Raw genomic sequence first — 12,104 nt, forward strand, 5'->3', positions numbered from 1 at the left:
GGCCGTGCCGTGCTGGGCGCGGCCTCCGGCGTTTCCGGGGCGTGGGTCAGGCCCTTGCGGGCTGAGCGCGGCCGTTACGCGGCGCCCGGGTGGTCGTCGCGCAGGCCCACCCGGTCGGGGATGTCGAAGTGCACGTGCGGAAGCCATTTCGAGGGCTCCGGCCACGGACGCGAGGCCGGCAGCGCGCGCAGGCGTGCACGCAGCGCGGTGCCGGACGCCTCCACGGGCAGCACTCTCGACGGAGCCCGATGCGCGAGGGCGCCGAGCCACCAGTGGCGCCACGTGCCCTCGATCGAGTCGGGCCCGAGCACGATGTAGTAATCGGGCATGATCGCCTCTCCGGTGGCGAACTGGGCGAGCACCGCCTCGACTTCGAGCTCCAGCGTCCCGAGCGTCGCCTGCTCGCCGAACAGCTCGACCCACGCTGCAGCGACGTGCTCGAGCGGGTCGGCGTCGTGCACGACGTACGGCGCGTGGGCGGTGGCGAGAGCGCGCGAGGTCTCAGCGGGCTCGGCGCCGTGCAGCGCGAGCGCGACGAGAGCGGGAAGCCCCTGGAGTCCGGCGAGGAGTTCGTCGCTCTCGGAACCCACGAGAGCGACGACCGTGGACCGGGGAGAGCGTTCGTGAGAGTGCGCCATATTCCACGGTACGCCCGCGGTTGTTTCGATGGGGTGACGCGCGTCGGACTTTCGGGAAACATCCGCGCGGCTTCGGGATCGCTTTCGGCGAACCGCCCGCCCGCCTCTCCAGCGATGTCGGAGGCCGCGCATACCGTTTTCAGCATGCGGATCCTGCACACCTCGGACTGGCACATCGGCCGGTCCTTCCACGGCCACTCGACGCTCGAGGCGCTGCGCGGCGTGCTCGAGACGCTGGCCGAGCAGGTGCGCACTCACCGGGTCGACGTCGTCATCGTCGCCGGAGACGTGTTCGATTCCGCGACGCCCTCCGCCGACTGCTACACGCTCCTCACCGATGCCCTGGTCGCGATCTCCGACGCCGGCGCGCAGCTGCTGATCACCAGCGGCAACCACGACTCCGCCGCCCGCCTGGGCTTCCAGTCCGCGCTCCTTCGTGCCGGCATCCACGTCATCACGCGCCCCGAGCAGGTCGGCACGCCCGTCACGATCCACGACGAGCACGGCCCGGTGCACTTCTACGGCATCCCGTATCTCGAGCCGGCCCTCGTGCGCAGGCTCTGGCCCGGGGTCCGCACCCAGCGGCACGCTCTCTCCGAGGCGATGTCGCTCGTGGTCGCCGATCTCGCCGAGCGGGGCGGGCGCTCGGTGGCCATCGCGCACTGCTTCGCCGCAGGGGTCGAGCCCACGCCGCATCTCGAGCGCGAGATCCGGCAGGGGAGCCTCGATGTCGTGCCGCTCTCGGTGCTCGACGGTCCCGACTATGTCGCGCTCGGCCATATCCACGGACGCCAGCAGCTCTCCGAGCGGGTGAGGTACGCCGGGGCGCCGCTGCACTACAGCTTCGGTGAGGCCGACAAGCCGCGCGGATCGTGGCTGGTCGACTTCGACGCCGAGGGCCTCGCGTCGGCCGAGTGGCTCCCGCTGCCGGTGCCGCGCACGCTCACGACCCTCCGCGCGCCGCTGGACGACCTGCTCACCGATGGCGGGTACGCGCGCTTCGAGGGCTTCTGGGTCTGCGCTCAGTACACGGACGCCACGCCGCAGCTCGACACCATGCGCAGACTGCAGGCGCGCTTCCCCTACTGCGCGACGGTCATGCATGCTCCTGAGGGCGACGCCGTCGATGACGGCCGCACATACGTGGCGCGGGTGCGTGAAGCGCGCAGCGATGTCGAGCTCTTCGAGGCGTTCCTCGGCCACGTGCGGGCAGGCGAGGGAGCCTCTGCGGCCGAGCTCGAGGTCATCCGTGACATCGTCGGCGACCGCGCTCTCGCCGAGGCGACCGCGTGAAGCTGCACAGACTCGAACTCGAGGGCTTCGGGCCGTTCCGCGAGCGGCAGATCGTCGACTTCGATGCCTTCGCCGACGAGGGGATCTTCCTCATCGCCGGCCGCACGGGCGCGGGCAAGTCGAGTGTGCTCGACGGTGTCTGCTTCGCTCTCTTCGGATCGGTGCCGCGCTACGACGGCGGTGATCGGCGGCTGCGCAGCGATCACTGTGCACCGGAAGACCCCACCACCGTCTCGCTCGAGTTCACCACCGCGGGTCGGCGCCTGCGTCTCGTGCGCTCTCCGGAGTACGAGCGTCCGAAGCGCCGGGGTGTCGGCACCGCGAAAGAGCCGCACCGCGCCGAGCTGTTCGAATGGATCGGCGGCCAGTGGGTCGGGCGCGCCGCGCGGGCGGTCGACGTGGGCCACGAGATCGACGAGCTGCTCGGCCTGAACAAGCAGCAGTTCCTGCAGGTGATCCTGCTCGCGCAGAACCGGTTCGCCGAGTTCCTCCTCGCGGGCAGCGACGATCGGCAGAAGCTGCTGCGCCGCCTGTTCGGCACGAGAACGTACGAGGGCTATCAGACGGCGCTCGACGATCGGCGCAAGAACGCCGAGCAGACGCTCGCCACGGCCGGCACGCTCGTCGAGATGCTGCTCTCCGAGGCTGAGCGAGTTCTCGTCCAGCATGAGCTCCTGGGGGCCGCGTCGGATGCCGCCGCCGGCGGCGACGCCGGCAGCGGTGCGGCGGACGAGACGGCCTTCGGCATCCCCGCACGCGTCGAGGCTGCGCAGCGCGGGCTGCAGCGCGCCGACTATCGCGCTGAGACGCTCGGCCGCGAGCGGGATGCGGCCGCCGTGGCGCACCTGCGGGCCGAGGCGGCCGATGCGGAGGCGCGCAGGCTCCGGGAGAGCCAGGATCGGCGTGCGGCGTCGCGAGCGGCAATGGCCGAGCTCGAGAGTCGAGAGCCTGACATCGGCGAACGACGAGATCGTCTCGCGCGCGCCGACGCTGCCGAAGCGCTGAGGGCGCCGGTCGAGGCGGCGCGTCGGGCGGACGACGCCCTCGCAGCCCGTCTCGCCGAGGAGCGGACGGCGCGCGATGCGTGGGCTGCGCTCGAGCCAGACAGCGAGTGGGATGCCGTGGGTCTGCGCGCGGCGATCGGCGACCTGACCGGACAGCTCGCGATCTGGACGCTCGCCGCGTCCCGCGAGCAGGAGCTCGCCGAGCTCGACCGGATGATCGACCAAGACAGCGCCGAGGTCGTCCGGGGCGCGCAGGCCATCGCAGAGCTCGACGCAGGGAGGGCAGCGCATCCCGAGGCGCTCGCGCGACTCGAAGAGCAGCTGGCTCCGGCGCGTGACCTCGCTGCGAACCTCGCGGCGCGCGAAGCGGCGCGCGAGGTGGCCGCACGGCAGCTGGCCGCGGCGCGCGACGCGCAGTCGCTCGCCCGCGTCCTCGAGCTCGCCGAGGTAGACCGTCTCGCCGCGATCGGCGATCACGACGCCGCACGCGCGGCGGTCACCGACCTCCTCCGGCGTCGCCTCGGCGGGCGTGCCGCCGAGCTCTCGGCGGGGCTCGTCGAAGGCGAGCCGTGCGCCGTGTGCGGCGCGACGACCCACCCGGCACCCGCTCCGCCGCTCGACGACCCCATCACCGACGCGGTCATCGCCGACGCGGAGCAGCTCCGCGACGCGGCCGCGGCGCGCGAGAGAGCGGCGGCGGACGCGGAGCAGGCGGCGCGCGAGCGCCACGCGGCGGCCACGGCGAAGGCAGGCGGAGAGCTCGTCGAGGCCCTCGCGTCGGCCCTGACCGAGCTGGACGACGCGGTGAAGGCGGCGCGCGATGCCGGCCGGGTGCGCGATGAGCTCGCGCTCGAGAAGGATCGGCTCGTTGCGGAGGATCAGGCCGCCGCGCTCGAGCGCGAGCGGCTGGGTGCCGCCTTGGCCGACAGGCGCGAGGCCATGGCGGCACGAACCGCCGAGGCGGATGGCCTGCGTCGCGTCGTGCACGAAGCGCGTGGCGACTTCGGCTCGGTCGCCGAGCGCATCGCCGTGGCCACCGACCGCCGTCTCCGGGCCGAAGCGCTGGCCCAGGCCCTCGACGAGACGGCCGAAGCGCGGCGCGCCTCTGCCGAGGCGCACGCCGATCGGGATGCTCGGCTCGCGCTCTCGGTGTTCGCAGGCGCTGACATGGAGCAATCCGCGGCAGCGGTCGAATCGGCCCTGCTCGGCGGCGCCGCCCGCGCAGCGATCGATGTGCAGGTCCGGGCGCACGAGCAGGCACTCCATGCCGAGCGCGAGCGACTGCGAGAGCTCGAACTGGAGCTCGCGGGCGTTCCGGATGAGCCTGTCGACGTCGAGACCGCCGCCGCCCAGCTGGCGGCCGCGAGGAGCGCCTGGCGCGCGTCGGTCGAGGCTGCGCTCACCATGGAGCAGGCTGCGCGAGGTCTGCGCGACCTGCTCGCCAGGGTCGAGGCTCAGCGGAGTGAGACCTCCGTGCTCGCGGACGCCGCCGCCGTCGTCGCTCGCCTCGCGCACACGGTTGCCGGACGACCGCCGAACACCCATCGGATGACGCTCGAGGCGTTCGTACTCGCCGCCGAGCTCGAAGAGATCGTGGCCGCGGCGAACCTCCGGCTCACCGCCATGTCGTCAGGTCGCTACCTCATCCAGCACACGGATGCCCGTGCCGCCCGCAACGCCGCATCCGGCCTCGGGCTCGAGATCCTGGACTCCTACACGGGTCAGGCGCGGCCCGCCCACTCCCTCTCCGGGGGCGAGACGTTCCTCGCCTCGCTCTCGCTCGCCCTGGGCCTGGCCGAGGTGGTCACCGCCAGAGCGGGCGGCATCCGGCTCGACACCCTCTTCATCGACGAGGGCTTCGGATCCCTCGACGGCGACACGCTCGAACTCGCGATGCGGACGCTCGACGAACTGCGCCAGGGCGGGCGCACCGTTGGAGTGATCAGCCACGTCGAGGCGATGAAGGAGCAGCTCCCCGCCCAGCTGCTCGTCGAGGCGACACCGCGCGGTCCTAGTGTGATCCGCCAGGACGCCCGCTCCCTGGTGTGATTTCGCACCGTACGCGTGCGTGATTGTGGGATCCTCCTGCCGAGGGGTAGGGTTTGCGCCAGGTCGGCCGTGGGGGCCGGTCCAAGTCCGACATCGCCGATGATCTCGACCGCAGCCCGAAAGCGCGGACCTCTTGCCGGCGGAGTCCCCCTGGGGAGACAAGAAATGAATACGACTCGTCGGGCGCGCCGCGTCCTGGCCACAGTGGTCACCGGTGCCGTTCTCGTCGCCGGATCGCTCTTCGGCGGCTCCGCCGCGATGGCGGCGCAGATCATGAAGCCGGGTCCGAGCCCAACCCCGACGCCCGTGCCGACACGTGTCATCACCGCCCTCGGGGACTCGATAACTCTGGCCGTCTCGTCATGCAGCAGCTTCACCACCACCGGCTGCGCGGCGAACAGCTGGGCGACCGGCACGACGACGAGTGTGAACTCGATCGCGGCACGACTCGCCGTCCCCAGCACGGCGAGGTACAACCTCGCCGTGAGCGGCGTGAAGGTCGATCAGCTGCCTGGTCAGGCGACAGGGGCCGTCGGCAGAGGCGCGACGCACGTGACGATCGAAATCGGCGCGAACGACGCGTGCACCCCGACCGTCGGCGGAATGACCGACCCCGCCCTCTTCGCCTCTTCCGTCAACACGGCGATGGCGACCTTGGAAGCGAGCCCGAAAGACCCGCAGATCTACGTCGCCGCGATCCCGAGCCTCCAGACGCTGTACGACATCAACGTCGGGAATTCCTCTGCTCGGTTCACGTGGAGCCTGCTCAAGGTATGCCAGTCGATGCTGGCGGGCCCCGGGAACAGTGCGTTCGACGGCAACCGCACACAGGTCCAACAGCGAGTGGACGCGTACAACGCGGCGCTGGCAGCGGCGTGCACTCTGACCACGAACTGCCATTTTGCCGACAGAGTCGGGGCGCTGGGCGCCTTCGTGAGGGCCGACATCTCCACCAGGGACTACTTCCACCCGTCACTCGCAGGTCAGGCTAAGTTGGCACAGATCGCGGCCACCGACCCTGCATGGGCGCCGTTCCTCGTCGCGGGGTGAGAATGACTCGCTGATCCACAAGGAAACGGCCGCACACCAGGGGTGGGCGGCCGTTTCTGCTGTGTGCCGGGTCATCGCGTAAGGTCGGTGCGCGACCTCCGTCTGCCTGCCGGTGTCACCCCGGCAGGTGGACGGGCCGCACGAGCACGCGGCGGCCTTCCCGCACCCACCGCTGGCGGGTCTCGCGGAACTCCTGGCGGGTTGCGAACCGGTAGCGGTAGGAGACGACACGCACCCACTCGGGCCGCCTCCCCTCGAAGGGGTCGCGGGCCAGCAGCTTGAGCGTGGGTGCATCCGCCTCCAGAAGCCTGCCCAGCAGAGCAGTGAACCAGTCATCGAGCGACCTGCCGAGCGGCAGGAACCACATCAGCCAATCGAGGCGCAGGTGGTACGGGGCCCATTGCCGCGGCATCCGTCGCACATCTCCGGGCTTCCCCTTGAACTCGTACTCGCGCCAGTCGGCGGTGTCGTGCGGGCCATCGGCGCTGCCCTCGATGACGTACTCGATGCGCTGTTTCGTCACCGACCCGAAAGCCCCGTACGCATTGGCGAGCTGCCACCGGTTGAAGCTCGCGTTCATCAGCTGGTGACGAGCTGCCAGGTTGCGGGCGGCGGGCCAGCTGATGACCAGATACAGCAGGCCCACGGCGGTCGTCACGATCACCCAGTACAGCGGGATGCCGTCGAGCAGCCAGGGCGGGTCGCTTGCAGGAGGCTCGGAGGGGGCACCGATCCCCGGCAGCCCGATGGCAGAAGCGGCGATGACGATCGACGTCCAGTTCAGCCACGCGAAGTTGCCGGTGATGACGAGCCACAGCTGGGTTCCGATCACGAACGCGGCAGCCACAGCGCCCACGATCGCGGGTCCAGGGCCGGGAATCCACAGCCCGAGGATCGGCGCGAACAGGAACCAGGGCACGACGAGCTGGGCGAAGTGGTTGCCCAGGGCCTCGGCCTTGTGGAACCAGCGCGGCAGGAGATGGGCCTGCCTGCTCAGCGGCCCCGGCATGGGCTGCGTTTCGTGGTGGAACGTGAGGGCGGTGAGATCGCGCCACTCGCTGCCGCCGCGGATCTTGATCATCCCGGCGCCGAACTCCAGCCGGAACACCAGCCACCAGAAGAGCACGATGACGACGGTCGGAGGCGGCTGTTCGGCCGATCCGAGGAACGCCGCGAGGAATCCCGCTTCGACCAGGAGCATCTCCCACCCGAAGCCGTAGAACGTCTGCCCGATCGACACCACCGAGAGGTATCCGAGCCACAGCGCGAGGAAGCAGAGCATCGGCACCCAGGCCGGTCCGAGCTGGGGCAGTCCCACGACCAGCGCTGCGGCGACGGCGATCCCGACGGCGCACAGCACGACGAGGCGGCGATCGCTGTAGGCCACCCGCCGGAAGATCGTCGGGTTCAACGGCCAGCGCGACCGGGTATGAGCCCATGCCAGCAGCCGAGGCGCGGGCAGCAGGCCCCGCTCGCCGAGCAGGGGCCGGAACTGGTTCAGTGTCGAGACGAAGGCCACCACATAGATGGCGGCGATGCCGCGCTGCAGAGCCTCGCGGGCGAACCCGAAGTCGACTGCTGCAGACCCATCCATCGCTTCACCCGAAGAGATCGCCCAGTTCGACGCCGACTCCTGCGTTGTCGCTCAAGGCCTGCCGTGCGGCGTACCAGCCCGGCATCCCGGTGACACCTGGACCGGGGGGAGTGGACGCAGAGGCGAGGTACACGCCCCGCATCGGCGTCCGCCACGGGGTCCGCGACACGACCGGCCTCCGGACGGCCTGGATGAACGAGAACGCCCCGCCCAGGATGTCTCCGCCGATGTCGGACGGATTGAACGCCTCACGCTCGGCTGCCGTCATCGCCGTGGAGGCGAGGATCCGCTCGCGGAACCCCGGAGCGAACCGCTCCACCTGCTGGGTGACGAGCTCCGTCGGGTCGAGCGTCGACCCCGCGGGCACGTGCACGTATGTCCACAGCACGTGCTTCCCTGCCGGAGCGCGGGTGTCGTCCAGGATCGACGGCTGCACCGCGAGCACGTAGGGCCGCGCGCTCATCCTGCCCTCCGCGACCGCATTCTCGCTCGCCTCGATCTCGTCGCGGGTGCCGCCCAGGTGCACGGTCGGCGATGCGCCGACGTCCAGGTGCGCCCAGGGAATGGGCCCGTCGAGGGCGAAATCCACCTTCGCGGCGGCGGCTCCGTATCGATAGCGATGGATGCTGCGCGCATACGCCGCGGGGATGTCGGGGTGCGTGAGCAGCAGCCGCGGCGACGTGTCGAGCACGAGCAGGTCGCCGGCGAGGGGGTCGCCCCAGTCGAGGTCGGCGAGATTCGCGACCCGGATGCCGTTCTCGATGGTGCCGCCGTGCTCGCGAAGATCGGCGATCAGCGCATCGGCGATCGCCTGCGCCCCGCCCCGGGGGAACGCCCACCCGTCGCCCACGTGCGCGTGTGCGAGGAGGAAGAGCGCAGAGGATGCGGCGCCGATCGACGGCAGCCGGGTGTTCGCGTGGGCGGCGACACCCGCGAAGAGCGCGTCAGCCTCCGGGGTGCGGAAGGTGGCTCGTCCGAGCGGGGTCCCGAGCTGGAGCGCGCGCAGCCCGAACCGCACCGTGGTGACGGGGTGGCGCGGCATCCGGAGCAGCTGGTGTCCGGTGAAGTCCAGGACGCCCTCCAGGTTCCGCGCGAGCGGGCGGACGACCGAGCGCCAGGCGCCGGCATCCCTCCCCAGCCCTTCCGCCGTCCGCTCGAGGTCGCGCCAGGCGATGGCGGCCCGGCCCTCGCCCCCGGGCCGTGCGGGGTCGAGCGGCTGAGCGAAGGCCGCCTCAGGCACGATCCACTCGACCCTCCGGCGCAGACCGAAGGCACGGAATAACGGCGACGTGAGCGCGCCGGGATGCACCGCCGATCCCACGTCATGGCGGAAGCCGGGAAGTGTGAGCTCAGCGGTGCGGGTTCCGCCGCCGGTCGTGGCTGAGGATTCGAGCACCCGCACCTCGTAGCCTGCGCGAGCGAGCGCCACTGCGGCGGCCAGCCCGTTCGGGCCGCTGCCGACGACCGTCGCGCGCTCCGCCATGCCCTCAGTCTTCCATCGGGGTGCATCGGGCGAAGGGCCTTGACGCGACCGCCCACGGGATGGCTCGGCCGACACCCGGCAATGGGCGTGCGTCCCGACAGACGATGGGCCAGGATGAACATGCGGCTCGCTCCCCGCAGGAAGAGGTCTCGCTCATGGAGTCGATTCTGCTCGACACCCCGTCCGGCATCGGCGCTCGTCTGGGGTGGGACCCCAAGGTGACCGAGCACGACCGCAAGCGGATCCTCGCCAAGCAGCTGGTGGCTGCCCGGCTGAAGATCGACGAGAAGGCGGTCAAGGTGCAGCGCGAAGCGCCCGCCCAGTTCGGCTTCCACACCCAGCTCTTCGCGGAGGTCGATGGTGAGGAGCTGCCCCTCGAGATCCGGACGGCGAGCTTCCGTGCGGCGACCGTCGCGGCCGTGGCCGACGAGGGACTGCGGCTCGGGCTCGACCTGCGTGACGCCCACCCCGATGAGGTGACGCTCTCCGAGATGCGCCGGCACTCCGGCGGCTTCTCGACCGACAACATGGACGCACTGCTCTCGCACTGGACCAAGGTCCAGGCGGTGCGCGAGGCCGACGGCCGCGGGGTCCGCATGAAGGCGGAGTACGTGCGGCTCGACCTCGCCAAGCACAAGGGATGGATCCCCGACCGGCCCGTCCACTACTCGCTGGTCGACCTGTCTCGCGACGGCTGGATCATCACGCTGGCCTACCAGAACGAGAACTGACCGCCCGTTTGGGGAGGTGATGTCCCTGTTCGGAGGTGGGATGCCGTGATGCACGCCTCCGGAAGGACACAACGCCTCGTGAGGAGGCGCCTCAGGCCCGGGCGCTCTCCGGCAGCGCCGCCTCGAGCTCGGCGAGCCAGACCCGCGCATTGCCGTCCGACGGGGCGCGCCAGTCGCCGCGGGGCGAGAGCGAGCCTGCGGGCGACACCTTCGGGCCGTTCGGGATGGCGGATCGCTTGAACTGCGCGAAGGCGAAGTAGCGCTGCAGGAACACCCGCAGCCATTTCGCGATCGCCGGCAGGTCGTAGGCGTAGCGATCCTCCTCGGGGAATCCCGGCGGCCAGGCACCGGCATCCGGATCCCGCCACGCCCGTTCGGCGACGAACGCGATCTTGGACGGGCGCATCCCGAAGCGCAGGATCCAGTACAGAGCGAAGTCGTGCAGGGCGTACGGGCCGATGCGGTCCTCGGTCGACTGCATCCGGCCATCCTGACCGGCCGGCACCAGCTCGGGGCTGATCTCGGTGTCGAGCACCGACTGCAGCACCTCGCGCGCACGCTCGTCGAGCTCGGTCGACCCGCCCTCGTCGGGGGCGTGCGAGATGACCCAGCGGATGACGTGCTGGATGAGGGTCTTGGGGATGCCGGTGTTCACGGCGTAGTGGCTCATGTGGTCGCCCACGCCGTAGGTGGCCCAGCCCAGCGCGAGCTCCGAGAGGTCGGAGGTGCCGATGACCATGCCGCCGTGGTGGTTGGCGAGACGGAAGAGGTAGTCGGTGCGCAGGCCCGCCTGCACGTTCTCAAAGGTGATGTCGTGGACCGGCTCGCCGTCGGCGAAGGGGTGACCCAGCCGCTCGAGCATCTCGGTCGCCAGCGGGCGGATGTCGAGCGTCTCGATCGAGGCGCCGATCGACTCGGCCAGGGCGATCGCGTTCGACTTGGTGTGCTCACTCGTCGCGAACCCGGGCATCGTGTACGCGAGGATGTCGCTGCGCGGTCGGCCCATCCGGTCCATGGCCCGCGCGACGACGAGCAGGGCGTGCGTGGAGTCGAGGCCGCCGCTCACCCCGATCACGGGCTTGGGGCCGCCGATCGCCGTCATGCGCTGCACGAGTCCCGACACCTGGATGTTGAACGCCTCGTAGCAGTCCTGCGCGAGCCGGGCGGGGTCGTCGGGGACGAAGGGGAAGCGGTCGAGCGGGCGGCGCAGGCCGATGTCGCGGGCGGGCGGGGCCAGCTCGAAGTGCACCACCCGGAAGTGCGGGTCGTGCGTCCGCCGGTTGTCGTCGAACGTGCCCTGGCGAAGGCGGTCCTGGCGGAGCCTGTCGAGGTCGACGTCAGCGACGCTTCGGCGCGGCCCGTCCGGGAACCGCTCCGTCTCGGCGAGCAGCTGACCGCCCTCGTAGATCATCGTCTGGCCGTCCCACGACACGTCGTTCGTGGATTCGCCGGCGCCCGCGGCTGCGTAGGCATAGGCCGCGAGGCACCGCAGCGACTGGGACTGTGAGAGGATCTTGCGGTCGTCCGCGCGGGCGATCGTGATGGGACTGCCGGAGAGGTTCACGAGCACCGTCGCACCCGCCAGAGCGGCGGACGATGAGGGCGGGATGGGCACCCAGTAGTCTTCGCAGACCTCGGCGTGGACGACGAGCCCCGGAATGTCTAGGGCTTCGAACAGCAGATCGGGACCGAAGGGCGCCTCGAGCGCGCCGACCCGGATGTCCTGCCCTGACTGGTCGTCGCCGGGTGCGTACCAGCGGCGCTCGTAGAACTCGCGATAGGTCGGCAGATACGACTTGGGCGCGACGCCGAGCAGCTCGCCGCGGTGGATGACGACCGCGCAGTTGTAGAGCCGGCTGCGGTGACGCAGGGGAGCACCCACCACGAGCATGGGGAGGAGATCGACGGATGCCTCGACCAGCCGCTCGATGGATGCCTCGACGCCGTCGAGCACCGCATCCTGCATGACGAGATCCTCGATCGAATACCCCGTCAGGCAGAGCTCGGGGAAGACCGCGACCGCGACGGCGTCGGCGTCGCACTCGCGGGCCGTGGCGAGCACCGCATCGGCGTTCGCGACGGGGTCTGCGATGGCGATCGGGATCGTGCACGCGGCGACCCGCGCGAAGCCGTGGCGGTACGCGCTCTCGAACGGGAGGCTCATGGTCCCAGTCTGGCAGGAGGCGCCCGCGGGCGGCGTGATGTGCGGCCTCACAGGTCTCGCCACGGCGCAGGCGGTGTCGGGGGTCGCGGCTATGGTCG

General features: G+C 71.0%; 8 protein-coding genes. 4 read left to right on the forward strand and 4 right to left on the reverse strand.

What is annotated here, in order from left to right:
* Window positions 1-74: 74 nt before the first annotated feature.
* Window positions 75-638: a hypothetical protein gene (locus AC1DP3_RS07620; RefSeq protein WP_477292554.1), complete on the reverse strand. Its 564-nt coding sequence runs from the start codon at window positions 636-638 to the stop codon at window positions 75-77.
* 144 nt (window positions 639-782) lie between these two features.
* Between AC1DP3_RS07620 and AC1DP3_RS07625 the strand changes: the two genes are divergently transcribed.
* From AC1DP3_RS07625 to AC1DP3_RS07635, 3 genes are all read left to right on the forward strand, one after another.
* Window positions 783-1,931: an exonuclease SbcCD subunit D gene (locus AC1DP3_RS07625; protein ID WP_477292555.1), complete on the forward strand. Its 1,149-nt coding sequence runs from the start codon at window positions 783-785 to the stop codon at window positions 1,929-1,931.
* Window positions 1,928-4,984, forward strand: coding sequence for an AAA family ATPase (locus AC1DP3_RS07630; RefSeq protein ID WP_477292556.1), 3,057 nt, complete (start codon window positions 1,928-1,930; stop codon window positions 4,982-4,984). Before AC1DP3_RS07625 ends, AC1DP3_RS07630 begins: the two co-directional genes overlap by 4 nt.
* Before the next feature lie 165 nt (window positions 4,985-5,149).
* On the forward strand, window positions 5,150-6,034 hold the full coding sequence (locus AC1DP3_RS07635; protein WP_477292557.1) for a GDSL-type esterase/lipase family protein: 885 nt from the start codon (window positions 5,150-5,152) through the stop codon (window positions 6,032-6,034).
* Window positions 6,035-6,149: 115 nt separating this feature from the next.
* Here the strand turns inward: AC1DP3_RS07635 and AC1DP3_RS07640 are convergent, their stop codons facing one another.
* Both AC1DP3_RS07640 and AC1DP3_RS07645 read right to left on the reverse strand, forming a co-directional pair.
* Window positions 6,150-7,628 (reverse strand): lipase maturation factor family protein, encoded by a 1,479-nt coding sequence (locus tag AC1DP3_RS07640; protein WP_477292558.1) that lies wholly within the window; start codon window positions 7,626-7,628, stop codon window positions 6,150-6,152.
* 4 nt (window positions 7,629-7,632) lie between these two features.
* Entirely contained in the window at window positions 7,633-9,111 is a 1,479-nt protein-coding gene (locus tag AC1DP3_RS07645; protein WP_477292559.1) for a phytoene desaturase family protein, read from the reverse strand.
* Window positions 9,112-9,215: 104 nt separating this feature from the next.
* On the opposite strand from AC1DP3_RS07645, the gene AC1DP3_RS07650 reads away from it, so the two are divergent.
* The gene (locus AC1DP3_RS07650; protein WP_477292560.1) at window positions 9,216-9,842 is read left to right on the forward strand and encodes a hypothetical protein; all 627 of its coding nucleotides are present in this window, start codon (window positions 9,216-9,218) and stop codon (window positions 9,840-9,842) included.
* 91 nt (window positions 9,843-9,933) lie between these two features.
* Here the strand turns inward: AC1DP3_RS07650 and AC1DP3_RS07655 are convergent, their stop codons facing one another.
* Window positions 9,934-12,006: an NAD(+) synthase gene (locus AC1DP3_RS07655; protein WP_477292561.1), complete on the reverse strand. Its 2,073-nt coding sequence runs from the start codon at window positions 12,004-12,006 to the stop codon at window positions 9,934-9,936.
* Between the last annotated feature and the right edge of the window lie 98 nt (window positions 12,007-12,104).

This window comes from Microbacterium sp. P5_B6 (assembly GCF_056400345.1).

Excerpts from the sequence above, each read along its gene's own strand:
- AC1DP3_RS07655 (WP_477292561.1), bottom strand. The coding sequence starts at position 12,006 with ATGAGCCTCCCGTTCGAGAGCGCGTACCGCCACGGCTTCGCGCGGGTC.
- AC1DP3_RS07625 (WP_477292555.1), top strand. The coding sequence starts at position 783 with ATGCGGATCCTGCACACCTCGGACTGGCACATCGGCCGGTCCTTCCAC.
- AC1DP3_RS07635 (WP_477292557.1), top strand. The coding sequence starts at position 5,150 with ATGAATACGACTCGTCGGGCGCGCCGCGTCCTGGCCACAGTGGTCACC.
- AC1DP3_RS07650 (WP_477292560.1), top strand. The coding sequence starts at position 9,216 with ATGGGCCAGGATGAACATGCGGCTCGCTCCCCGCAGGAAGAGGTCTCG.
- AC1DP3_RS07640 (WP_477292558.1), bottom strand. The coding sequence starts at position 7,628 with ATGGATGGGTCTGCAGCAGTCGACTTCGGGTTCGCCCGCGAGGCTCTG.
- AC1DP3_RS07645 (WP_477292559.1), bottom strand. The coding sequence starts at position 9,111 with ATGGCGGAGCGCGCGACGGTCGTCGGCAGCGGCCCGAACGGGCTGGCC.
- AC1DP3_RS07620 (WP_477292554.1), bottom strand. The coding sequence starts at position 638 with ATGGCGCACTCTCACGAACGCTCTCCCCGGTCCACGGTCGTCGCTCTC.